The organism is Rhizomicrobium sp. (assembly GCA_037200385.1).
Taxonomy (GTDB): Bacteria; Pseudomonadota; Alphaproteobacteria; order Micropepsales; family Micropepsaceae; genus Rhizomicrobium.
In genome coordinates this window covers 3677268-3701335 of record JBBCGL010000001.1, presented here as the reverse complement: position 1 = coordinate 3701335, position 24068 = coordinate 3677268, and the positions used below count along the sequence as shown (strand labels likewise).

Genomic DNA, 24068 nt, shown 5'->3' with positions numbered 1-24068 from the left:
TGTCGAGGTGGCGCGATTGCCTCGGCCGGCGCCGGGGCTCATCATCGCCGCATCATGAGCGAGCCCGCCGAACCATCGCCTGCCCGCCCCGCGGCGTTCGGCTTCATCTTCGTGAGCGCCGTCGCCTGCGCGATGTCGATCGGCCTGATGGTGCCGGTGCTGCCGAACCTCCTGAAGCAGTTCAATGGCGGCGACACCGCGTCCGCGGCGGATTGGAACGTCACGTTCCAGGTCTTCGGCGGCATGATGAGTTTTCTTGCGGGCCCGGTGCTCGGCCTGTTGTCGGATCGCTTCGGGCGCCGGCCGGTCTTGCTGGTGTCCCTCAGCGGCCTGGGCCTCGACTTCCTGTTCATGGCGTTCGCGCCGAGCCTGGGGTGGCTGTTCATCGGTCGGCTGATCAGCGGCGCGACCTCGGGCGTGTTCTCCACCGCCAACGCCTATGTCGCGGACGTCACGCCGCCGGAGGGGCGCGCCCGCGCCTTCGGCTGGATGGGCGCGGCATTCAGTGTCGGCTTCCTTGCGGGGCCGGCGCTGGGCGGCTTCCTCGGCGATATTGATCTGCGCCTGCCCTTCCTGGTCGCCGCGGCGCTGACGCTGGTCAACGCGCTCTATGGCCTGTTCGTCGTGCCCGAATCGCTGCCGGAGTCCAAACGGGCCACGGCATTCCATTGGCGCCGCGCCAACCCGCTGGGCTCCTTGCGCCTGCTGCGCTCGCATCACGAGCTGCTGCCGCTGGCGGGCGCGGGCTTCCTCAACCAGCTCGCCAACATGGTATGGCCGGCGGTCTTCGCGCTCTATGCCGGCTATCGTTTCCATTGGACGCCCGGGCTGATCGGCCTTTTCATGGCGGGCATCAGCGTCGTCAATGTCGCGGTGCAGAGCCTGATCGTGGGGCCCTTCGTGCGGCGTTTCGGCGAGCGCGCCTGCCTGATTACCGGCGCGGCGCTGCCGATCATCGGCCTGTCCTGGGTCGCTTACGCGCCGAATGGCTGGCTCTACCTGATCGGCGTGCCGTTCAACGCGTTCTGGCAATTGCTGGTGCCGGGACTGCAGGGATTGATGACACGGCGCGTCGGGCCGTCGGAGCAGGGCCAGCTCCAGGGTGCCAATCAGAGCATCATGGGCATGGCGTCGATCGTCGGGCCGCTGCTCTATGGCTTGTCTTTCGCCTGGGCGGTGCGGCATCCGCAATGGCATGTCCCCGGCCTGCCCTTCCTGCTGGCGGCGCTGACCATGGCGGCCTGCCTGGGCATCGCGATCTGGTCCGGCCGGGCGGCACGGGCTCACGACATGCGCGAAGCCGCCAGATAGCCGGCCGTCGCGGCGGCGCCGGTGACCAGCGTGCCCCAGACGATGTCGAGCGCGGCGAGATGCACCGGCCAGACCTTCAGCGTCGCCATATTGGTGAGGTCATAGGTCATGTAGGCGAAGAAGCCGAAACCGGCGCCGAACAGCAGCGCCGTGACCCAGTGGCCGCTGCGCAGGGCCGGCGAGACCGCGAAAACCAGCAATCCGGCGACATAGAGGAGATAGAACAGCAAGGTCGCGCCGAGACCGGTCTTCGGCGCCAGAAGCGACCCGACGGAGGCCTCGAAGATGTGCTTCATGACCAGGGTGAGCCAGGCGAGGTCGAGCGCCACCATCACGGCGGCCGCGGCCAGGTAAGCAACCAGATAGCGCGCCATCTCGGTTCTCCTATGAGACGATGTTACGGGCGCCGGGCCGTGTCGGATCACGGCTGATCCGCCGCCCCGCGCCTTGCGTATCACTCGCTGAACCCAGCGGGCGGCCCATGGCGAAGATCGCGATCATCGGAACGGGAATTTCAGGCCTGGGCGCGGCCTATCTGCTGAGCCGCCAGCACGAGGTGACGGTTTACGAGAGCACGGCGCGGGTCGGCGGCCATGCCCGCACCGTGACCGTCGACTATGACGGCACGCCCATTCCGGTCGACACCGGCTTCATCGTGTTCAACGAACAGAACTATCCGCAGCTGAGCGCGATGTTCCGGCACCTGGGCGTTGCGACGCATAAGAGCGACATGACCTTCGCCGCGTCGATCCGCGACGGCTGGCTGGAATGGGGCGCCAAGGACCTCAACGCGGTGTTCGGCCAGCGCCGCAACCTGCTGCGGCCCAGTTTCGCGCGGCTGGCGCGCGACGTGTTCCGGTTCAATGCGCGCGCCGAACAGATTGTCGAACGGCTGCCCGATCTCACGCTGGGCGAGATGGTCGACGCGCTGGGGCTCGGCACCTGGTTCCGGCGCTACTACCTGCTGCCGATGTCGAGCGCGATCTGGAGCTGTCCGCCGTGCGAGATGTTGCGGTTTCCGGCGCACACGCTGATCCGCTTCATGGCGAACCATCACCTGCTGCGCGCGAGCGGCCAGCCGCAATGGTACACGGTGACGGGCGGCAGCGCGCAATATGTGCAGCGGCTGACGGCATCGTTCCGCGACCGCATCCGCGTGGATTGCGGCGCGACGCGCGTCCTGCGCGGTCCGGCGGGCGTGACGGTCGGCGATACGCGCGGCGGACAGCACGCGTTCGACCACGTGATTTTCGCCTGTCACGGCGACGAGGCGTTGCGCCTGCTGGGCGACGCGGATGTTCGCGAGCGCGATGCGCTCGGCGCCTTCCGCTATCAGAAGAACACCGCCGTGCTGCATCGGGACGCCGCGGTCATGCCCAAGAACCGCCGCTGCTGGGCAAGCTGGAATTATGCGTCCGACGGCCAGGGCGAGGAGCCGGCCCTGTCGATGACCTATTGGATGAACCGGCTGCAGGGCATCCCAGACAAGACGCCGCTGTTCGTCACGCTGAACCCCAAGACGCCCATCGCGGCCGAAAAGATCTTCGACGTCGCGCAGTTCGATCATCCCGTTTTCGACCGCGAAGCGGTGGCCGCGCAAGGGCGCGTGCAGGCGATGCAGGGCGCCCGCAACAGCTGGTTTTGCGGGGCGCATTTGCGCTATGGTTTCCATGAAGACGGATTGGCCAGCGCGGTCCATGTCGCCCGGCTTCTCGGGGCCGGAACGCCCTGGCAGGCGCCGCGACCGGCGTTCGGGGAACCTGACGCGCCTTTCGTCGTTCAAGACGAGGCGGCGTGACCATGAACCTGATCCCCAACAGTCTGATTGAAAGAAAATGGCGCAAGGCGGCCGAAAACCTCGCCTATGGCACCCTCCGCTTCACGGCGCCGGACGGCGGCGTCATGGTGTTCGAAGGCATGCAGGGCGGCCCGACCGGCGACTTCAAGGTCCATGACTGGGAGGTCTTCCGGATGTGCCTCGCCCGCGGCGATGTCGGGCTGGGCGAGGCCTATATCGACGGATTGTGGGACAGCGACGACATCGAGACCCTGATCAACCTGTTCCTGCTGAACATGGACGGCCTGGGCAGTTTCGCCGACGGCAGCCTGCTGCAGCGCATCGGGTTCGTCATCCATGACGCGTTCGTCCGGCGCAATTCGTTGTCCGGCGCGGCGCGCAACATCAGAGATCATTACGACGTCGGAAACGACTTCTATTCGCTGTGGCTCGACCCCAGCATGACCTATTCCTCGGCGCTCTACGCCGGCGAAGACAAGGCGCTGGAGCAGGCACAGGGCAGCAAATATCAGCGCATCCTCGACCGGCTCCCGGGCCGCAACTCGTCCATCCTCGAAATCGGCTGCGGCTGGGGCGGGTTCGCCGAGCGCGCGACCGCGGACAATCACCGCGTCACCGGCCTGACGATCTCGCCGGCGCAGCACCGCTATGCGACTGCCCGACTGGCGAACCGCGAGGCCGATGTCCGCCTCGAAGACTATCGCAAGGTGCGCGGCACGTTCGACAACATCGTCTCCATCGAAATGTTCGAGGCCGTCGGCGAGCATTACTGGCCCGCCTATTTCGCGACGGTGGCGGAACGGCTGAAGCGCGGCGGCCGCGCCGTGATCCAGACCATCACGATCCGGGACGAGCTGTTCGCCGGCTATCGCCTGCGCAGCGATTTCATCCGCCATTACGTCTTTCCAGGCGGGATGCTGCCGTCGCTGGTGCGCTTCCGCGAGGAAGCGGATCGCGCGGGCCTCAAGGTCGCGGGCGCCTTCGCCTTCGGCAAGGATTATGCCCGGACCCTGCGCGAATGGTCGGCGCGCATGATGGCGGCGAAGGACGACATCTTCGCGCTCGGCCATGACGCCAAATTCCTGCGCAATTGGGAGTTCTACCTGGCGATCTGCGCCGCGACCTTCGCCGCCGCGCGCACCGACGTCGTGCAGGTCGAGCTGGCGCACACCTAAAGACGCTAGACGTCGGTTCCAGGCCCCATCGCCGAGCTGCGGATGCGGCGCATGAAGGGCAGCACCAGCAGCGACAGCGCGAACAGCACGCCGATGGCGATCCAGGCCTCGTTGAAGGCCTGCACCATCGCGGCCTTCTTGATCAGCGGCTCGGCGAAGGCGCGCATGGTCTCGTCCACCGGCATGTCCTGGCCGTGGAAATATTCGACCGGCAGGCCGACGAAGCGTGCCGCGGCCGGATCGCCATGCTGCAGCCGCGCCGCCAGCGCCCGCGCGTGCACGGGCGTGCGCTGATAGAGGATCGTGTCGACCAGCGCGATGCCGATGGCGCCGCCCAGATTGCGCATCAGGTTGAACAGCGCGCTGCCGTCGGCCACCTGCCCCGGCACCAGCGTGTCGAGCGCCAGCCGCGTCGCCGGCAGGATGCAGAGCATCACGCTGGCGCCGCGCATCACCTGCGGCCAGAACAGCCCGGCATAATCGGTGTTGATGTCGGCGAACCCGTTGGCGATGAGGCCGATGGCGAACAGGGTGTAGCCGAAGGCGGTGAGCAGGCGGGGATCGGTCTTGCTCTCGAGCAGCGCCGCGACCGGCGCGGTCAGGAGCTGGGCCGCGCCCGAGACGATCATGATCGTGCCGATCTCGAGCGGCGAATGCTCGCGGACGAGACCGAGGAAGAGCGCCAGGAGATACACCGAACCGTAGAGCCCGAGGCCCAGCACGAAGCTGAGGATGCAGCCGAGCATGAAGGTGCGTTCGCGGAAGCGATAGAGATCGAGAAAGGGATGCGGGCTGTAGAGGCTGCGCCAGATCGCGCCGCTGCCGGTGACGACGCAGACGACGATGCAGGCGACGACGAAAACGCCCTGCCAATCGTATTTCGGCGCCTCTTTCAGCACCAGTTCCAGCGTCGCGAGAAAGACGGCCGCAAGGGCGATGGCGAGGAAGTCGATGCGCCGCAGCTCCGAAAGGTCCGGCGCGCCGAGGCGCACGAAGCCGATCACCACGCCGGTCACCAGCAGGCCCGGCGCCAGATTGATCAGGAAGATCCAGTGCCAGCTGTAGTGCTCGGTCAGATAGCCGCCGATCGCCGGACCGATGGTCGGCGCGACGACCGCCAGCGTGCCGGCCAGCGCCGTCGCGGCGATACGATGCTTCTCCGGCATCATGACGAACACCGAGGTGAACACGCCGGGGATCAGCATGCCGCCGCAGAAGCCCTGCACGACCCGCAAGGCGATGAAGGGCGGCAGTGTCGTGCAGAGCGCGCAGCCCAGGCTCGCGAGGGTGAAACCGAGCGTGGCGGCGGCGAACAGCCAGCGCAGCGAGAGCGCCCGGGTCAGCCACCCGGTCAGGGGAATGGCGATGACCTCGGCCATCAGATAACCGGTCTGGATCCAGCTCAACTGGTCCGACGTGACGTGAAAGGAGCTTTGGATCGTCGTGAAGGAGCTCGCCACGATCTGGATGTCGAGCACCGCCAGCGCCATGCCGAGGCACATGGCCACGAAGCCGATCCAGGTTCGCAAAATGCTCTGCATGGGTCTCTAGATCGCGCTGCCTTGCGCAGTGTGCAGATTTTGGACGGCCGGGTCCATGACGCGGCGCCATAGCGGCGGGACCAGAGCGAGGAGGATGCTGCCGGCGTAGCCGGCCGGAAGCTCCGGCGCGGCCGGGCGCCATTTGAGGCTCTCATAGGACGAGGCCGGGCGCGCGTGATGCCAGGAATGGCGGCCCATGTTGAAGATCAGCGTGTTGGCGAGCGCATTGCTGGAATTCCAGCTATGGCGCTCGCCGAACGGCTCGCCCGGCGCGCGGCATAAGCCGTAATGGGCGATATAATTGAAAAGCTCGAGGACGAGGATGCCCACCGCGCTTTGCGCGGCGAACAGAAGCGCGCCCCGCCAGCCGGCGAAGACGAAGAGCGCCGCATAGACCGCGAGCATCGCCGCGACGTCGCGGGCGATGCGGTTGTCGGCGAGCGTGCCGCCCTTGGCCGCGACCCGGCGCCGCTCGATGGACCAGGCATCGGCGAACTGGCCCGCGACGGTGCGCAGTGCGAAGGCATAGAAGCTCTCGCCCAGGCGCGCGCTGGCCGGATCGAGCGCCGTCGCGGCGTGGCGATGGTGGCCGAAGATATGCGCCACGCGAAAATGCCGATAGGTCATGCCGGTCAGCATGACGAGGCCGACCAGCCGTTCGGTGCGGTCGTGGCCATGCACCAGCTCGTGCGCCGCCAGCACGCCGAACACGCCGGTGGTCACGCCGACACTGATCGCCAGGGCGGCAAAGCTCCAGCCGTCGCCGTCACCTGCCACGGCGGCGGCCCAAAGGATCACGCCGAGCTGCAGCGGCACGTAGAGATTGGGCAGAAGGCGGAACAGCCGGGCCTTCGGCGCGACGGCCGGCCCATCGCCGCGCGGCGAGATCGACTCGGCACCGATCAACGCGAACAGCAAGGCGACGACCGTCAGGATCGGTGCGTGCGGACCGGCCAGGTAGTAGAGCGCGGGGATCGACAGCGCGAAGAGGAAGGGACTGGAGAAGCGAAGCGCGCCCATCGCGTCACGCCGCATTGGCCGGCAGGCGCGCCCGGCGGGCGGACAGGGCCGCGTCCTCCTGGCGGATCCGCCAGGCGAGCATGGCGGCGTTCAGCGCCGTGAACACGATCGCCACCGCGATTTCGCCGAAGGCCAGCGGCAGCGCCGCGATCTCGCCCGCGACCACGAGATAGTTGGGGTGGCGCACGAAGCGGTATGGCCCCTTGCGCACCAGCGGCGCACCTTCCAGCGTGATGATCCGCGTCGTCCAGTAGGGGCCCAGGGTCGCGAGCACCCAGACGCGGCAGAGCTGCAGCACGATGAAGGCGGCGAACGGAAGCCAGTGGATCGTCGCATCGGCCGGAAGCAGCAGCACGATGGCCGCCAGCCAGGCGGCATGGAGCAGGACGATCAGCGGATAGTGCGCCCGCCCGACCTCGACCGCGCCGCGTGCCAGAAGCGCGCGCGTATTGCGCTCGGCATAGGCGACCTCCGCCAGCCGCTGCAGCGCGACGAGCGCGAGGATGATGTAGATCGCGAGCCTCACCGGCCGATCATCAGGAAGACGGCGGAGAAGCCGGGACCGAGCGCCGTCATCAGGATGCGCCGCGCGCGCCAATCCATCCGCTCCAGGACGAACAGCGCCGTGACGGCGGACATGTTGCCGTAGTCGCGCAGCGTCTCGCGGCTTTCGACCAGCGCGCCGCGCCCGAGGCCGATCGTGTCCTCCAGCGCGTCGAGCACCTTGGCGCCGCCGGGATGGCAGGCGAAGCCGTCGATCTCGGCGAGCCTGAGATCATGGGCGGCGAGGAAGCCGCGCAGGATCGGCTGGAAGTCGTTGGCGACGAGCGACGGGATGCTCTGGCTGAAGATCGCTTTCAGTCCGTCTTCTTCCACGTCCCAGCCCATGATGCCGAGCGAGTTGGGCCAGGTGTATTCGCCGCCCGGGCCGATCTCCGGACCGTCGCCTTCGGTCGAGAGGATCGCACCGGCCGCGCCGTCGCCGAACAGCGCGGTGGCGACGATGTTGCTCTTGGAGATGTCGTCCTTGCGGAAGGTGAGCGCGCAAAGCTCGACCACCAGGAACAGGACGCGGCTGCCGGGATGCGCCTTGGCCAGTTCGGACGCCCGGGTGAGACCCACGACGCCGCCGGCGCAGCCGAGACCGAAGATCGGCAGACGCCGGATGTTGCGGTTGAGGCCCAGCCGCTCGACCACCAGCGCGTCGAGGCTTGGCGTCGCGATTCCGGTGGTGGAGGAGACGACGATGGCGTCGATGTCGCCGCGCACAAGGCCCGCTTCTTCGAGCAGGTCGAGCGTCAGCTTTTCGAACAGATCGACCGCGTTCTCGATATACAGCGCGTTGCGATCGGTCCAGCCATGCGGTTCGTTGTACCAATCGATCGGGACGCAGGAGTAGCGCCGCTCGATACCCGTGTTCTCGAACACCGGCATCAGGCGGGTCATGTCGCGGCGGCCCTGGAACAGGGCTCCGGCACGCTTCGCGACATCGGATTGATCGAGAATATGCGGTGGAACCGCGCTTTTCAGCGCCAGCAAACGCGGCTGCATTCTTGCTCCCGATATGACACGCGCAACGCCCGATCGGAGGCGAGTATAACGGTTGTGCCCTGAAACGCTATCAGCCCGTTTACGGCGTATCCGAGACGCCTATTCGGCCGCTGCGAGGGGGAAGCGCGGAATCTGTGCGGACGCCAGCGACAGCGGATCGCCTGCCGGGGCACCGACATGGTGCACCAAAGGTTCCATGACGTTCAGCGCCAGGCGGAGCGTGTCGAGCACCTCCTGCGTGACGGTCGCGATGACGGCGAGCTGGGAACCGCCATTGTACTCGGTCGCAAGGCCGAGCGGCTTGATGTCGAGCCCGATCAGGAGATGGCGGAACAGGACGTCGGGCGGCATCAGGAGCGTGACCTTGCGATAGCCGGCGCGGACACAGAATTCCAGCAGGCCGACCACGATATGCTTGCGCGCCAGTTCGAGCGCCGGACGGCCGAGCCTTTCCTCGTCGACGACGAGACGCGAGACCTCGAGGATATCCGGGCCTCGCTGCACGCCGCGGACGGCACAAGACGCCGGAAGGATTTCAGAAAAGACGTGCGGCCCCGTCGTCGGCAGCAGGCGCAACGCGCCGCTCACCGTGCCGTCATCCTCCGTCAGCAGCAGATAGATCGCATCTTCGGTGTCGAAGCGGTCCTTCTGCAGCCCGTCCAGACTTCGCAGACGCAGGAATCCCCGCGTTTCCACCAGCATGCGGTGGCGCAGCCGGAACATGTCCTCCAGGGCGTCCTGGTACAGGAGGGCGTTGCCGCTGGTCACCACTTCGATCACGAACACCTCCGGCTAGGGTCGGGGAAGCGTCGCGCCAGATGACGGCCCTGTCATCCCCCCGGTATAGGGGGACGCCGCGCCGCACGATCAGGCGATGATCTGCTTGGTGAAGATCGCGATGGCGACGGCCTGGGCGCGGGTCGTGGCGTTCAGCTTGGTCATCGCGTTCTGCACATATTCGTGCGCCGTCTGCTCCGCGATGTGGAGGATCTGCGAAATCTCCCAGTCGGTCTTGCCGGCCGCGACCCAGGAAAGGCATTCCCGCTCGCGCGGCGTGAGCTTGGGGCCGCGCGGCGGCGGCGCGTTCTTGGCCCGCAACCGCTCCAGCTTGGTATGCAGGAACATCGACGCCATGTGCAGCAGCGTCTCTTCGGTCTTGCTGATCTCGTAGTGCTCGGCGCTCATCGAGATCGCGAGCAGGAAGCCCTCGCGGCTGTAGATGGGCAGCGCGAAGCCATCCTTCATGCGGAATTCATGGGCTTCCTCGAAGATGCGCGAGCCCGTGGCGTTGCTGGCACCCAGCGCCTCGCTCCAGCGCACAGGCTCGTTCTTGGCGAGCAGCCGCCGCGAGACCGGATCGACGTAGAGATATTGCTGCGACGACCAGTGATCCAGCCATTCCTGCGGCCACGTCGTAGCCCATAGCCGGTCGTCCCGCGGCATGCCGGGCCGGTCGGGATTGCCGACCATGAAATGCAGCATGCCGAAACGACCGATCAGCGTCTGGAACGCCCCGACCAGCGATGGGATATCCTCCTGCTGGGCGAGGGCATCGATGAAGTCGAACGTCGCGTTCGTCAGAAGCATGAACTGATCTTGCGGTTCCCTCTGCCGGTCGCCCGACAGAGGGAACCGACGAGATCAGCCTATCACAGAGCCCGTGCTCTGGCTCGCCCTGAATTCCGCGAGCAATCCAAGCTGGTTGCTGGTGAGGCCGTCGACCGAATGGATGTATTCGGGCAGGTCGTCGCGCAGCAGGATCGAAGGGCACTGGCCCTCATAGTTGCCCAAATTGGGCCGGTGCAGCTTGTAGCCCACGAGCCGCGCCAGTTCCGGCGAGAAGGTCTTGGCGACCTCGGGCGGATAGCAGAGGAACTGGTTTTCGAACTGCTTCAGCCAGCCCAGCCCGAAGCCGATGATCATGCCCGTGCGCGGCTTGTCCGTGCGGTTGGCGCCCGCGGCGTGCTGGGTCGAGCCGAGATAGACCATGGCGTCGCCCGGATCCATCTCGGCCGAGATGGCCTCGGCGCGATCGATCACCAGCTCGTCCTGGCGGCGGTTGCTGCCCGGCCAGATCAGCGTGGCGCCGTTCTCCGCGCGGTAGGGCGTGAAAGGCCACATCACGTTGAACATGTATTCGATCTGGCCGACCGGAGCCTGCCACATGTCCTGGTCGCGGTGCGGAACCTGCTCGGGCGCGCCCGGCCAGATCTCGAGCGCCTGGGTCGTGTTGAGCTGGAAGTTGTCGCAGAACGGCGCGAAAACCGCTTCGGCGATGTCGAGGATCGTCCGGTTCTGCACGAACTCCGCGGCGAGCGGCGAACGCTTGAGCAGCGAGCCGAAGCGCTTGGTATGCGGCCCGTAGAAATCGCCTTCCGAGAAAGGCGTCTTCTCGAAGCGCTCCCGCATATCGGCATGGATCTGCGCGACCTTCGTCTTGGGCATGAGGCCGCGGATGATGACATAGCCCTGCTCCTTGAGGATGCCGACATAGTCGGGCTCGGGCTGATGGGCGAATGCGACGGACATGATCGGGTTCTCCTGTTCGAGGGGGTCAGGCGGCTTTTGCGATGGCGTCGAGTTCGAGCACGGGATGGCGCCAGCCCATCTTCATGCGGAAGAGCTGCAGGGTCGCGGGCGTGACGTTGATGATCAGCGCGCCGACCGACTCGCCGTTGATGTCCTGCGGCAATCCCAGGGGCTCGCATTCCCAGCCGACCGCCATGATCGAGGACAGCCAGGAGGTTTCGGCGACGCAGGTGTATTTGTTGATGCCGTAGAGCAGCGCGAATTCCACCATCCCGACGGCGAGATAGGAGCGCGCCAGCCAGGCGGCGCGGCCGCGCAATTGCGGCGCGGTGCACAGCCGGGTGATCTCCCAGATGTCGTCGCCGCGCGGCACGCCGGCGTCGCAGAGCGCCGGGAAGACGTCGCCCAGCAGATGCGGCTTGGACGAGGGCAGGAGCCGGACGGAGCCCAGATGGGTCTCCTTCTGGGCGTCGAGGGCAAGCAGATAGACCGCATCGTCATTGTCGAACTGATCGATCTCGTACTGGCCGTCGACGACGGGGATGTCCCATTTGAGGGTATCGACGAAGATCTTCTTGCGGTCATTGTGCATGGCGTCGACCATGCTGCGGAACTTGTGCCGATTATTGGCGGTAACCACGTCAACCATGTCTCGCTCCTCGTGAATACGAGGGGCAGAGTTGCATCGAACGCGGAGCGCTACATTCCCCTGATTGGGGGATGCGTCATTTGAAAAGGTCGACGAAGGCGAGCTGGCTGTCGAACAGGGCGCGGACCACGAGCTCCATGCGGGTCGTGACTTCGTATTTGCGCTTGGCGTCCTCGAGATGCTGGTGGACGGTCTGGTCGCTGATCCCGAGCTCGCGCGCCACGGCCTTGTCGCTCTTGCCGCGGCCCGCCAGGACCACGCATTCGCGCTGGCGCCGCGTGAGCTTGGGCGGGTGGGCGGACGCCGAAGACGACGTCTTGACGCTCTTGCGCTGTACCAGGCGGCGGGCCGCCTCGAACGCAAAGCTGCCGACATAGTGGGCGGCCGGCAGCGCCGATTCGGGCAACGGGCGGCCGATCTTGGTGCTGAAGGAACAGGCGCCCATGATCTCGCCGGGGATGTGGACCGGCACGGTGAAGCCGGCGCCGAGCCCGGCATGACTGGCGGCGCGCAGGATCTCTTCCTGGCGCTCGCTCATCGAGATGAGTTGAGGGACCTTCTCCCAGACGAAGGGCGCGCCGGATTTCTGGCAGGCGACGAGCACGGGATCGTCGGTGAAATAGCCCTGACGGTCGACGAGATCCGTCCAGGCCTTGGGGAAATCGAACATGTGCACGACTTCGGCGTCGGTGCGGTGGATGTCGACGAAATGTACAAGCGCGTAATAGTCGAAGCCGAGCTTTTGCACCGTCCCCGAGAGCAGTTTTTTCAAATCCTCGATATCTGAAACCCGATTTGCATCGCTGACGAACGCCTGCACGTCTTCCAGCAGACCCATCTACGCCTCCACCAAGCTCAAGGCGTCATGCGATGCTCCACCATCGCCCTGACATCCAACGCGAGCCATCCCCGTCCCGTTAACTATCGCAGTGCGTGCAGGAGAAGACGAGTCTTTCACGACGTCGCGTGCGCAGCCGTCCACAGGCCTGCAATTAAGCAAGCCAAATCATCGCGTTACAGGGTGGTGCGGCAGGATATCCCGCCGCCGATGCAACCTAGGGAAACAAAAGCACCCGGCCGACGGCCTTGCGGCTTTCGATATAGGCGTGCGCCGCGGCGGCTTCCGAGAGCGGGAAGGTCTTGTCGATGAGCACCTTCAGCTTGCCGTCCGCGACCTCGTTCACCAGCGTCTGGATCATGTCGTGCACGCGATCGGTCGCGAGCTCCGCGCCGAGGAACACGCCGGTGAGCGAGCGGTTGCCGCCCATCATGGAGCCGACATCGACCCGCATCGGCTCACGTCCCGCCGCGCCCACCATCGAGACCCGGCCGCGATAGCCGAGCGACAGGATCGAGCCCTGCAGCGTCGAGCCGCCGACGGAATCCACGACGAGGTCCACACCCTTGTTGTCGGTGAGCTTCATCACCGACTGCACGACGTCGGAGGTCTTGTAATTGATGCCCTCGTCGAGGCCGAGCGGCTTCAGCCTCTCCAGGCGCTCGTCGCTCGACGCGGTGGCGAGCACGCGCGCGCCGGCGCGCTTGGCGAGCTGGATCGCGGCCACCCCGACGCCCGAGGCGCCGGCCTGCACCAGCGCGGTCTCGCCGGCCTTGAGCCTGCCGAACTCGAACAGGCAGTCATGCGCGGTGCCGAAGGGCACGGGGACGACGGCGGCTTCCTGCACACTCGCGCCCTGCGGAATCTTCCACGCGGTGCGCGCCGCGACCGAGCGCAGCTCGGCATGGCTGCCGTTGAAGCCGGTGGTGACGGCCTTGTCGCCGATCCGGAAGTCGGTCACGTCGGCGCCCACCGCGACGACCTCGCCCGCCGCCTGATAGCCGACGATGTGCGGATGCGAAGTCAGCGCGCCACCCTGGCGGTTCAGCGTGTCGCCGCCTTCGATCGACACCGCTTCGACCTTGATGATGATGCCGTTGGACATCAGCGTGGGATCGGGCACTTCCTCATACTTGAAGACCGAAGGTGGGCCGTTCTCGTAATACACAGCGGCTTTCATGGCATTTCTCCCGATGGCGTCGAGAACAGGCTATCGCTAGGTTACGCGCAAAGACAATCCGGGGAGTTTCATGTCCGCATCGAAAGAGGCTTTCATCTGCGACGCGGCGCGCACGCCGATCGGGCGTTATGGCGGCGGCCTCGCTTATGTGCGCACCGATGATCTGGCGGCAATTCCGATCAAGGCGCTGATAGCGCGCAATGCGGGCGTCGACTGGAGCCAGGTGGAGGAGGTCTATCTGGGCTGCGCCAACCAGGCCGGCGAGGACAACCGCAATGTCGCGCGCATGGCGGTGCTGCTGTCCGGTTTGCCGGAGACCGTGCCCGGCACGACGATCAACCGGCTCTGCGCCTCGGGGCTCGACGCGGTGGGCAGCGCGGCACGCGCGGTGAAGACCGGCGAGATCGGCCTTGCCATCGCGGGCGGCGTCGAAAGCATGACCCGCGCACCCTTCGTGATGGGCAAGGCGGAGAGCGCCTTTCCGCGCGCGGCGGAGAATTACGACACCACCATCGGCTGGCGCTTCGTCAATCCGAAGATGAAGCAGGTCTATGGCACCGATTCGATGCCGGAGACGGGCGAGAACGTCGCCGAGGCCTATCAGATTTCGCGCGCCGACCAGGACGCTTTCGCGCTGCGCAGCCAACGAAAGGCCGGGCGCGCCATCGCCAGCGGCTTCTTCGCGGAGGAGATCGTCGCGGTGGAGGCGAAGGACGGCAAGGGCAAGCCCGTGCCGTTCACCGCGGACGAACATCCCAGGCCGCAGACCACGGCGGAAGACCTCGCCAGGCTGAAGACCCCGTTCCGCAATCCGGGCACGGTGACGGCCGGCAACGCCTCCGGCGTCAATGACGGCGCGGCGGCGATGATCATCGCCTCGGAAGAGGCGGCGAAGGCGAGCGGCCTGACGGTACGCGGCCGCATCCTCGGCATGGCGACGGCGGGCGTGGCGCCGCGGGTGATGGGCATCGGTCCGGTGCCGGCGACGCAGAAGCTGTTGGCGCGCTTAAGCCTCAAGATCGGCGATTTCGACGTGATCGAACTCAACGAGGCCTTTGCCAGCCAGTCGCTGGCGGTGCTGCGTGGACTGGGGCTACCCGACGACGCAGATTTCGTGAATCCGAATGGCGGTGCCATCGCGCTCGGCCATCCCCTGGGCATGAGCGGCGCGCGGCTGGCGCTGACCGCGCTGCACCAGCTCGAGAAAACCGGCGGCAAGCGCGCGCTGGCGACATTGTGTGTCGGCGTAGGACAAGGAGTGGCATTGGCAATCGAAAGGATATGACCATGAAGATGGCGATAGCGGCAGCGGTTCTCCTCGCAAGTTTCGTCGCAGCACACGCCGCCGATCCGCCGAAGGTGCAACCGACCCCGGTAGCGAACATCGACACCACGATCACCGGCCAGCGCATTGTGGTGCCGACAAAGCCCGACGTCATCGTCGCTACCGCGTTGTTCCCGCCGGGCGCGCGGCTGCCGGTGCACAAGCATCTTTACCCGCACTACGTCTATGTGACGCTGGGAACGCTGACGGTGGTGAACATCGAGACCCACACGACCCGCCGGTTCCAGGCCGGAAGCTTCATCGCGGAGCCGGTGAACACCTGGCACTACGGCGTCAACAATGAAAATGGGCCGCTGACCGTGCTGGTGATCGACCAGGTGCCGCATGGCATGAAGGGCAATATGGTAACGAAGCCGTGAGCACCGCAGTGGCGCCGAAATGAAAAAGGCCGATGCGGTTGCTCCGGCCTTTCGCATTTCTTTGCGCGCCGGCGCTTAATACCCCAGCAGCGTCGCGTAGCGGTCGCGGTGGTAGCTTGCGCCGCCGAAGGTGGCTTCCTGGGCGCGGGCGCGCTTGAGATAGAGGCCCGCGTCGTGGGCGTCGGTCATGCCGATGCCGCCGTGCATCTGCACCATCTCGTTCGATACGAGATGGACGAGATCGCCGACCTTGGCCTTGGCCAGCGAGGCAAGCTGCGCCACGTCGTTGGCGTCGCGGTCGATGGCGGCGAGCGCGCCTTCGACGCAGGAGCGGCCGAGCTCGAGATCGGTGAACATCTTGGCAGCGCGGTGCTGCAGCGCCTGGAAGGTGCCGATCTTCTGGCCGAACTGCTCGCGGGTCTTGAGATAATCGAGCGTGATGTCGAAGGACTGCATCGCCTGCCCCAGCATCTCGGCCGCGAGGCCGGCGCGGGCACGGTCCAGCGTGGATTCGAGCACGCCATAGCCCTGGCCGAGCGTGCCGAGGACTTCGCCTTCGACATCCTTGAAGGTGAGATTGGCATAGCCCCGCGAGTCGACAGTCTTGAGCGTCTCGCGCGTCAGGCCTGCGGCCTCACCGTCGACCAGCACCAGCGTGATGCCCGACTTGTCGCCCGTCTTGCCCGAAGTACGAGCCGCCACGATGATCAGATCCGCGGTGCCGCCGTCGAGCACGAAAGTCTTTTTGCCGTTCAGCGTCACCTTGCCGCCCGACGTCGTGCCGGCGAGCGCGATCTTCTCGGGCGCGTGGTGCGGGCCTTCGTCGACGGCGAGCGTCGCGATCAGCTTTCCTTCGGCTATGGCAGGCAGGTATGTCTGCTTCTGCGCGTCGGACGCGGCCAGCAGCAGCGCGGTGGTCGCGGTCAGCGCAGTCGAGATCAGCGGCGAGGCGGTCAGCGTGCGGCCGGTCTCTTCCAGCACCAAGCCGAGCGTCAGATAGCCCAGCCCTGTGCCGCCGAACTCTTCCGGCACCAGGATGCCGGCCCAGCCCATCTCGGCCATTTCCTTCCAGGCGGCGCGGTCGAAGCCGTCCGCATTGCCGCTGTCGCGCAGCTTGCGGAACGCCGTGACCGGCGATTTCTCCTGCACCCACGACTTCGCGCCGTCGCGGATCATCGTCTGTTCTTCGTTCAAGGCTGCCATTGTTTTCTTCCCTAACGTTCCGGTTCCGATTTCAACTTTTCCTCCCCCGTTGTTACGGGGGAGGTGCCGAGCGAAGCGAGGCGGAGGGGGCTGGCGCGGTGGCTGCCCCCTCCACCATCGCTTCGCGATGGTCCTCCTCCCCCGTAACCACGGGGGAGGAAAGCGCCGGCGCATTCCTCATTGGTGATCCAGCAACCCCAAAATGCGCTTGGCGATGATGTTGTTCTGGATCTCCTGGCTGCCGCCATAGATCGTCGTGGCCTTGCCGCCGAGCCAGCCGCGCACCGTGTCGAGCTCGTCGCGGGTGAAGCCGGCGCCTTCCCAGCCCAGGCCCTGGAAACCCATCATCTCGATCAGCAGCTCGGCGCGCTCCTGGCCGATGCGCGAGCCGGCATTCTTCATGATCGAGGTGGTGGCCGACGGGCCTTGATTGCCCTTGGCCTCGCCCATCGCGCGCTGCACGGTGAGCATGAAGGCGCGGGCGTCCATCAGGTGGTTGGTGATGCGGGCGCGCAATTCGGCGTCGGCCACCTCGCCATTGTCGTTGGCCCCGACATAGGCCTTGGCCACCTGGTCGAGGCTGCGCGTTTCGCCCCCGCGATTGAGGCCGCCGCCGGCGATGCCGCCGCCCAGGCCCTGGCGCTCGAACTGCAAGAGGCGCTTGCCGATGGTCCAGCCGCCATTGAGCGGACCCATCAGGTTTTCCTTCGGCACCTTCACGTCGGTGAAGAAGGTCTCGCAGAACGGCGAGTTGCCGGAGATCAGCTTGATCGGGCGCACTTCGACGCCCGGCGATTTCATGTCGATCAGCAGGAACGAGATGCCCTCATGCTTCCTGGTGTTGTCGGTGCGGACCAGCGCGAAGCACATGTCGGCGTATTGCGCACCGGAGGTCCAGACCTTCTGGCCGTTGACCAGGAAGTGATCCCCCTTGTCGACGCATTGCGTGCGCAATGAGGCGAGGTCGGAGCCGGCGCCCGGTTCGCTATAGCCCTGGCACCACCAGGTCGTGCCCTGCACGATGCCCGGCACATATTTCTTCTTCTGCTCCTCCGAGCCGTATTCGAGCAGCGTCGGCCCGAACATCATCACGCCCATGCCGCCGATCGGATTGAACGCGCCGATGCGGTTCAGCTCCTGGTTCACGATGCGGGCCTGCGGGGTGGAGAGCCCACCGCCGCCATATTGCTTCGGGTAAGTGGGCGTGCCCCAGCCCTTGTCGCCCATCGCCTTCTTCCACTTGGCGAAGTCGCCGCCGTCTGCCGGGCCGCCATCCTCGCGCAGCATCATCGCGCTCTTGCCCTTCAGGGAGGGCGGGAAATTGGCCTCGATCCAGGCCCGCGCCTCGGCGCGAAAGGCTTCAAGGTCGGTGTCGGCGGATGCAGCGGCACTCATGTTTTCTTCCTTCATAGAGCGAATAGCGAATGGCGAGTGGCGAATAGGGGCACCCTACTCGCTATTCGCCATTCGCTATTCGCTTTTGCGCTCATTGGTGATCGAGAAGTCCCAAGATTCTTTTGGCGATGATATTGCTCTGGATTTCATTGGAGCCGCCATAGATCGGCTGCGCCTTGCCCGAGAGCCAGTTGCGCGTCGCGTTCAGCTCGGTCTCCGAATAAGTCGGGCCGTCCTTGCGCTTCAGCGATTTGGGAGAATGCGCATCGATGAAGGCGCGCACTTCGGCACGGACGGATTCAAGCTCGCTATCGTTGGCCAATGCAGCGGACATCTGCTTCTCCCCGTGGCGGCGGAGAGGTACGCGCCTCTCCGTCTCGCGCATCCTCCTTATTGGTGATCCATCAGGCCGAGCACGCGCTTGGAGATGACGTTGAGGTTCACCTCGGACGTGCCGCCCTCGATCGAATTGCCCTTGGCGCGCAGCATGCCGCGCATCGCCGCGATCTCGCCGGGCTTGTAGGAATCGCCCTCCCAGCCCAGCGCCTGGGTGCCGAGAGCCTCCACCATCAGCTCGGTGCGCTCCTGGTTTATCTTGGCGGCGGCGTATTTGATGATCGAGGTCGCGGCCGACGGGCCCTTGCCGGTCTTCGATTCTTCCTCGGCGCGGCGCACGGTCAGCGCGAAGGCGCGCGCCTCCATCTTGTGCGCGGTGATGCGGGCGCGCAGATCGGCGTCGGCGAGGCGGCCGTCGTCCTTCTTGCCCACAGAGTCGAGCGCCGCGTGCTCGAGATCGTAGGCGCCACCGCCCCCGCCGCCGAAACCGCCCGCGGAGATGTTCTGGCGCTCATACTGCAGAAGCCGCTTGGCGATGTCCCAGCCGCCATTGAGCTTTCCGACGAGCTGCGCCTTGGGCACCTTCACGTCGGTGAAGAAGGTCTCGCAGAACGGGCTCTGGCCGCTGATCAGCTTGATCGGCCGCGGCTCGACGCCCGGCGAGGTCATGTCGAACAGCAGGAAGGAAATGCCTTCGTGCTTCTTGGTGTTGTCGGTGCGGACCAGGCAGAAGATCCAGTCCGCCTTGTCGGCGTAGGAGGTCCAGATCTTGGAACCGTTGATCAGGTAGTGGTCGCCCTGGTCGACCGCCTGGGTGCGCAGGCCCGCGAGGTCGGAACCGGCGCCCGGCTCCGAATAGCCTTGGCACCAGCGGATTTCGCCGCGCACGATCTGCGGCAGGAATCTCTTTTTCTGCTCTTCATTGGCATATTCGAGCAGCACCGGGCCCAGCATCCAGATGCCGAAGGACATCAGCGCCGGCCGCGCCTTGAGGCGGCCGAGCTCCTGGCCGAGCACGCGGGCCTCAGCGCTCGACAACCCACCGCCGCCATATTCCTTGGGCCAGGTCGGCGCAGTCCAGCCCTTGGCCGCCATGCGGTCGAGCCAGAGCTTCTGATCCGGATTCTTGAAAGTCGCGCGGCGGCCGCCCCAGATGGAGTCGTCGCCATCGTCGGTGACCGAAACCTCGCCGGCCCGCATGGTGGGTGGGCAATTGGCTTCCAGCCAGGCGCGCGTTTCGGTCCGGAATGCTTCGAGATCGCTCATTCGTCCTCACCCGTCCGGGTTCTTGACGACCCGGCACGCTGCAACTGTAACGGTGTATGGAAGGAGTGCAACGTCTCCATACCGTCCGTTCGAAGCATAGGCTCTATTCCGGCACTGCACCGCAAGTCCATGTTGCCGCAGCGATAACTGCGGCGGCTTGGAACCTCACGGATGCAGCTTGGGCGGCGTAAAGCCCGCAGGCACGACGACCAGCCGGTAGGCTTTGTCGTCCTTCAGCCAGTCCTTCGCAGCCTTCTGGACGTCTTGCGCCGTGACGCTTTTGAGATCGGGGATGGTGCTGCGGATCACGTCCAGCCGGCGCGGCTCCTGCTGCGCGCCTGCCAGCAGCGCGACCCAGTACTCGTTGGTCTGCTGCTGCTTCTGGATGTCCTCGATGCGCGGCCCGCGGGCGCGCTCGAGCTCGTCGGAGCTTACCGGCTTGGCGGCGAGGTCGGCCGCGACCGCATCGACCTCGGTATAGAAGTCGGCGAGCTTGTCGGGCGGAATCTGCGCCCTGGCATAGAGGAAGCCGTAATCCTTCGTCGAGAGCGAGGCATAGCTCGAAGCGCCGGGTGTGTAGGTGATGCCTTCGCGCGTGCGCAGCTCGTCCAGCAGGCGCTGGGAGAAGATCTCCGACAGCACCCGCAGCGTGCGCTGCTGCTTCATGTCGGGGAAAAGGCCCGTGGTCGGGAAGGCGATGAGCGCGACGGCCTGGTTGGCGGCGCCGCGATGCGTCAGCACCACCGGCTCGGGCGTCGGGGCCGGAAAGCGCTCGTCGCCGGCCGGCGGCGCGGCATCCGGGCGCGGCGGCAACGCGCCGAAGGTGGCGGCGACGGACCGGATCGCCTGCTCCACCGTCACGTCGCCGACCATCACGATGTCGATCGGGGCATTGGCCAGCGCCGGCGCGAGCAGCGCCTTGGTGTTGTCCAAGGTGGCGCCCTGGATTTCCGCGAGGCTTGGGGCGCGCCAGCGCGGATCGTTGCCGTGCACCAGGCCGTAGAATTCGCGCGACAGGACCGCGGCGGGCGAGGCCTGCGTCATCTCGAAATTGCCGGCATAGCCGACCTGCATCTGGCCGAAGGCCTGCGGCGCCCAGGCCGGGTCGGTTACATAGGCCGTGAGCACCTGCAATTCCGTGTCCAGATCGCCCGATCGGGCCTGGCCGCGCAGGGTGAAATCGTCGTCGTCGACCGAGAGCGAAGCGCCCCAGGATTTGTCCGCCATGTATTTCTGCAGGTCGTCGATGCCGTAACGCTTGAGGCCGCCCGGCACGAAGCCGGCCAGGCCCCAGACCGGCGTCACCGCGCCGCGCGGCAGGCCGAGCCGCCCGGCGCCGAGCCGCACATCGACCAGGATCTGCGCCGCGCGGAACGCCGTCGGCTTGACCGTCAGCGTCACGCCGTTGGCGAAGCGCACGAAGGTCACACCGAGATCGTCCACCGTCGAGGTCGCCGCGACCGTCCCCGGCTTGCCATAGCCGGTATAAGGCCAGGGCGGCAGCGTTGCCGCCGCGCCGGCGGCAAGCGGGGCTGCGTCGGCGTCGGCCAGCGCAGACCTCACCGCGGCATCCCCGCCCGGGAAAGGCACGCCGCTGGCGGTGAAGACGAGAGGGCCATCGCCGCCGAAAAGATATTGAAGCGTCTGCGAGACCCGCGCCGCGGTCAGGTCCTTGACGATGTCGCCATACATCGCCAGATCGGCGGCCGGCGCGGTGAAGACATCCTTCTTGTCGACCGAGCGCAGCAGCAGATTGATCATCTGCGTCGATTGCGTGCTGTCCGCCGCGGCGGCGGCGTCCTGCAGAAAGGTGCGCCATTGCGCGACGACCGGATCGACCTCGTCCTGCCGGACGCCGTGCGCGACGATGTCGCGCCAGGCGCGCTCGGCCGCCTTCAGCCCGTCCACGCCCTGGCCGGAGCGGTAATTGACCACGAGTTCGGTCACGTCGGCGATGTCGGCCATGTTCTCATAGCTGGCGGACGCCGCGATGAAGGGCGGATTGGCGCTGTGCGCCAGGGCCGCGAGGCGCTGGTTGAGCACATCCAGCGCGATGAAGCGCAGCACGTCGCGCGTCTCGACCGCCTTGCTGTCCGGCGTGGCGTCGAAGGGCCGTGCCCAGCTGAAGATGAGATAGGTCGGCGACCCGGATTCGTCGAACAATTTGACCTTGTCGGGATGCTGCGCCGGAAGGCGGTACAGCGGGGCCTTGCGCGGCGGCGCTTTCGCCCGCCAGTTCGAGAAGCGCGTCTTGATCTTGGCTTCGACCTGCGCCGGATCGACATCGCCGACGATCAGCAGGGTCGCGCGTTCCGGCCGGTACCAGGCTTGATAGAAGCCGCGGACCAGTTCGGGCGTGGCATGCGCGATGACGTCCTCACGCCCGATCGGCGTCAGCGCCGCGGCTGTGCGATCGCCATAGAGAAAAGCATAGCCCGACTTGACGAGATGCGACACCGGGACATCGCGTAGATGCGCCTCGGCGAGCACCACGTTGCGCTCGGTATCGAGCGCCTCCTGGCGGATATTCAGTTCGCCCGCGATCTCCCGCATCAGCATCAGCGCGGTGTCGATCGACTCCGCGTCGTTCTTGGGCATGTCGAAGGAGTAGACCGTCTGGGTCGCGGCGGTGAACGCGTTGGTGTCGGCGCCGAAGGCGAGCCCCAGGCTCTGCAGCTTCTTGACCGTGTCGCCGTCGGCGACATGGACCGAGCCGCGGAAGGCCATGTGCTCGAGCATGTGCGCGATGCCCTGCTCGTCGTCGCGCTCCATCAGCGAGCCCGCAGCGATGCGGAACCGCACCGAGACCGCGCCGGCCGGTGTCGTGTTGCGCTTGATGGCATAGCGCATGCCGTTGGGCAGGGTGCCGAAGCGCACCGCCGGATCGGCGGGAAGATCGCTGTGGCTCTGTGGCCAGGGTGTGGCGCGGACGACGGCCTGTGCGGCGGGCGCCAACAGAAAAAGAGCCGCGAGCGCAGCAAGCGCCTGGCGCGAAAGCCATGTCATGAGAGGTCCTTGGACAAGAACAGCGTATGAGCCTGTACCGACGCCACGATAGTCGCGAGCCGCCGCGCCCGGTTCAAGCCCGGCAAGATAAATAGAACGTCAGAATGGGGCGTTAACGCGGCAGTTCCGAGGATCCCATCAGGAACTCGTCCACCGCGCGCGCCGCCTGGCGGCCTTCGCGGATCGCCCAGACCACCAGCGACTGGCCGCGGCGCATGTCGCCGCAGGAGAAGACCTTGGGCACGGTGGTCTTGTAGTCCAGCGTATTGGCCTTGACGTTGCCGCGGCCGTCGACGGCCGCGCCGGATTGCGCCACCAGGCCGTTATGCCGGGCGCTGAGAAAGCCCATGGCGAGCAGGACGAGATCGGCCTTGAGAAGAAAACTGCTGCCTTCGACTTCGCGCATCTCGGTGCGGCCGTCGGCGCCTTTCACCCATTCGACGCGAACGCATTCCAGCGCCACGACCTTGTCGTTCTCGCCGATCGCGCGCCGTGTCACCACCGAGAAGTCGCGTTCGGCGCCTTCCTCATGGCTCGACGAGGTGCGCAGCTTGAGCGGCCAGTCGGGCCAGGTGAGCGCCTTGTTCTCCTTCACCGGCGGTTTGGGCATGATCTCGAGTTGGGTCACCGAGGCGGCGCCATGGCGGTTCGATGTGCCGATGCAGTCCGAACCCGTATCGCCGCCGCCGATCACGACGACATGCAGGCCTTTGGCGGAGATCGTGCCGGCCGGCGCGGCTTTCGACTCCGGGTCGCCCGCAACGCGCTTGTTCTGCTGGGTGAGGAAGTCCATCGCGAAATGGATGCCCTCCAGCGTGCGGCCTTCGATGTCGAGATCGCGCGGCAGCTCGGCGCCGCCGGACATCACCACCGCATCGTAGTCCTGCAGCAGCTGCGTCACCGAGCGGCCGGCGCCGATCTCGACGCCCGCCTGGAAATGGACGCCCTCGGCCTCCATCTGCCGCATGCGGCGGTCGATGAGATGCTTCTCCATCTTGAAGTCGGGAATGCCGTAGCGGAGGAGCCCGCCGATGCGGTCGCTCTTCTCGAACACCGTCACGCCGTGCCCGGCGCGCGCGAGCTGTTGCGCGGCCGCGAGCCCCGCGGGGCCGGAGCCGACCACGGCGACGTTCTTGCCCGTCTTGCGGATCGGAAGCTGCGGCTGGATCCAGCCTTCCTCCCAGCCGCGGTCGACGATCTGGCATTCGATGGTTTTGATCGTGACCGGATTGTCGGTGATGTTGAGCGTGCAGGACGCCTCGCAGGGCGCCGGGCAGACGCGGCCGGTGAACTCCGGGAAATTGTTCGTCGAATGCAGCGTCTCGAGCGCGGTGCGCCAGCCATCGCGATAGACGAGGTTGTTCCAGTCGGGGATCAGATTGTTGACCGGGCAGCCATTGTGGCAATAGGGGATGCCGCAATCCATGCAGCGCGACGCCTGCTGCTGCACCTCGGTATAGGGCAGCGGACGGACGAATTCGCGATAGTTGTGCGTGCGCTCCGCCGGCTTCTCGTAGCCGCGGTCGTGGCGCTCGATTTCGAGGAATCCGCTCGGGTTCGCCATGT

22 protein-coding genes are annotated in these 24068 nt (G+C 66.3%); 5 read left to right on the top strand and 17 right to left on the bottom strand.

What is annotated here, in order from left to right:
• Window positions 1-54: 54 nt before the first annotated feature.
• Entirely contained in the window at window positions 55-1311 is a 1257-nt protein-coding gene (locus WDM91_17700; protein ID MEI9996436.1) for a TCR/Tet family MFS transporter, read from the top strand.
• Here WDM91_17700 and WDM91_17695 read toward each other — a convergent pair.
• Entirely contained in the window at window positions 1284-1685 is a 402-nt protein-coding gene (locus tag WDM91_17695) for a DUF2177 family protein (GenBank protein ID MEI9996435.1), read from the bottom strand. The two genes, WDM91_17700 and WDM91_17695, sit on opposite strands and share 28 nt — an antisense overlap.
• 107 nt (window positions 1686-1792) lie before the next feature.
• Between WDM91_17695 and WDM91_17690 the strand changes: the two genes are divergently transcribed.
• Window positions 1793-3109: an FAD-dependent oxidoreductase gene (locus WDM91_17690; protein MEI9996434.1), complete on the top strand. Its 1317-nt coding sequence runs from the start codon at window positions 1793-1795 to the stop codon at window positions 3107-3109.
• Between the two features lie 2 nt (window positions 3110-3111).
• Window positions 3112-4284 (top strand): cyclopropane-fatty-acyl-phospholipid synthase family protein, encoded by a 1173-nt coding sequence (locus WDM91_17685; protein MEI9996433.1) that lies wholly within the window; start codon window positions 3112-3114, stop codon window positions 4282-4284.
• Between the two features lie 5 nt (window positions 4285-4289).
• Here the strand turns inward: WDM91_17685 and WDM91_17680 are convergent, their stop codons facing one another.
• From WDM91_17680 to WDM91_17635, 10 genes are all read right to left on the bottom strand, one after another.
• Entirely contained in the window at window positions 4290-5825 is a 1536-nt protein-coding gene (locus WDM91_17680) for a DHA2 family efflux MFS transporter permease subunit (protein ID MEI9996432.1), read from the bottom strand.
• 6 nt (window positions 5826-5831) lie between these two features.
• Window positions 5832-6845 (bottom strand): alkane 1-monooxygenase, encoded by a 1014-nt coding sequence (locus WDM91_17675; protein MEI9996431.1) that lies wholly within the window; start codon window positions 6843-6845, stop codon window positions 5832-5834.
• Window positions 6846-6849: 4 nt separating this feature from the next.
• A complete protein-coding gene (locus WDM91_17670) occupies window positions 6850-7371 on the bottom strand; it encodes an isoprenylcysteine carboxylmethyltransferase family protein (protein MEI9996430.1) in 522 nt (173 codons plus the stop codon).
• Window positions 7368-8396 (bottom strand): hypothetical protein, encoded by a 1029-nt coding sequence (locus WDM91_17665; GenBank protein ID MEI9996429.1) that lies wholly within the window; start codon window positions 8394-8396, stop codon window positions 7368-7370. The genes WDM91_17670 and WDM91_17665 overlap by 4 nt, the downstream gene beginning before the upstream one ends.
• 99 nt (window positions 8397-8495) lie before the next feature.
• Window positions 8496-9176, bottom strand: coding sequence for an acyl-homoserine-lactone synthase (locus tag WDM91_17660; GenBank protein MEI9996428.1), 681 nt, complete (start codon window positions 9174-9176; stop codon window positions 8496-8498).
• 87 nt (window positions 9177-9263) lie between these two features.
• Window positions 9264-9983, bottom strand: a complete 720-nt coding sequence (locus tag WDM91_17655; GenBank protein ID MEI9996427.1) for a LuxR family transcriptional regulator — start codon at window positions 9981-9983, stop codon at window positions 9264-9266.
• Window positions 9984-10037: 54 nt separating this feature from the next.
• Window positions 10038-10925 carry a phytanoyl-CoA dioxygenase family protein gene (locus tag WDM91_17650; protein ID MEI9996426.1) on the bottom strand — a complete coding sequence of 296 codons (888 nt, stop codon included), beginning with the start codon at window positions 10923-10925 and terminating at the stop codon, window positions 10038-10040.
• Window positions 10926-10950: 25 nt separating this feature from the next.
• Window positions 10951-11574 (bottom strand): acyl-homoserine-lactone synthase, encoded by a 624-nt coding sequence (locus tag WDM91_17645; GenBank protein MEI9996425.1) that lies wholly within the window; start codon window positions 11572-11574, stop codon window positions 10951-10953.
• 76 nt (window positions 11575-11650) lie between these two features.
• Complete coding sequence (locus WDM91_17640; GenBank protein ID MEI9996424.1) at window positions 11651-12412, bottom strand: LuxR family transcriptional regulator; 762 nt, start codon at window positions 12410-12412, stop codon at window positions 11651-11653.
• 217 nt (window positions 12413-12629) lie between these two features.
• Window positions 12630-13592, bottom strand: coding sequence for a zinc-binding alcohol dehydrogenase family protein (locus tag WDM91_17635; GenBank protein MEI9996423.1), 963 nt, complete (start codon window positions 13590-13592; stop codon window positions 12630-12632).
• A 70-nt stretch (window positions 13593-13662) separates the two neighbouring features.
• Here WDM91_17635 and pcaF point away from each other — a divergent pair, with 70 nt between their 5' ends.
• Complete coding sequence (gene pcaF / locus WDM91_17630; GenBank protein ID MEI9996422.1) at window positions 13663-14877, top strand: 3-oxoadipyl-CoA thiolase; 1215 nt, start codon at window positions 13663-13665, stop codon at window positions 14875-14877.
• A gap of 2 nt (window positions 14878-14879) precedes the next feature.
• On the top strand, window positions 14880-15296 hold the full coding sequence (locus WDM91_17625) for a cupin domain-containing protein (GenBank protein MEI9996421.1): 417 nt from the start codon (window positions 14880-14882) through the stop codon (window positions 15294-15296).
• A gap of 75 nt (window positions 15297-15371) precedes the next feature.
• On the opposite strand, the gene WDM91_17620 is transcribed toward WDM91_17625, so the two are convergent.
• From WDM91_17620 to WDM91_17595, 6 genes are all read right to left on the bottom strand, one after another.
• Window positions 15372-16499 (bottom strand): acyl-CoA dehydrogenase family protein, encoded by a 1128-nt coding sequence (locus WDM91_17620; GenBank protein MEI9996420.1) that lies wholly within the window; start codon window positions 16497-16499, stop codon window positions 15372-15374.
• A gap of 177 nt (window positions 16500-16676) precedes the next feature.
• Complete coding sequence (locus WDM91_17615) at window positions 16677-17894, bottom strand: acyl-CoA dehydrogenase family protein (protein MEI9996419.1); 1218 nt, start codon at window positions 17892-17894, stop codon at window positions 16677-16679.
• Between the two features lie 91 nt (window positions 17895-17985).
• Entirely contained in the window at window positions 17986-18228 is a 243-nt protein-coding gene (locus WDM91_17610) for a hypothetical protein (GenBank protein MEI9996418.1), read from the bottom strand.
• A gap of 56 nt (window positions 18229-18284) precedes the next feature.
• The gene (locus WDM91_17605) at window positions 18285-19496 is read right to left on the bottom strand and encodes an acyl-CoA dehydrogenase family protein (protein MEI9996417.1); all 1212 of its coding nucleotides are present in this window, start codon (window positions 19494-19496) and stop codon (window positions 18285-18287) included.
• Window positions 19497-19661: 165 nt separating this feature from the next.
• Window positions 19662-22502: an insulinase family protein gene (locus WDM91_17600; protein ID MEI9996416.1), complete on the bottom strand. Its 2841-nt coding sequence runs from the start codon at window positions 22500-22502 to the stop codon at window positions 19662-19664.
• A 112-nt stretch (window positions 22503-22614) separates the two neighbouring features.
• Entirely contained in the window at window positions 22615-24066 is a 1452-nt protein-coding gene (locus tag WDM91_17595; protein ID MEI9996415.1) for a glutamate synthase subunit beta, read from the bottom strand.
• Window positions 24067-24068 lie beyond the last annotated feature (2 nt).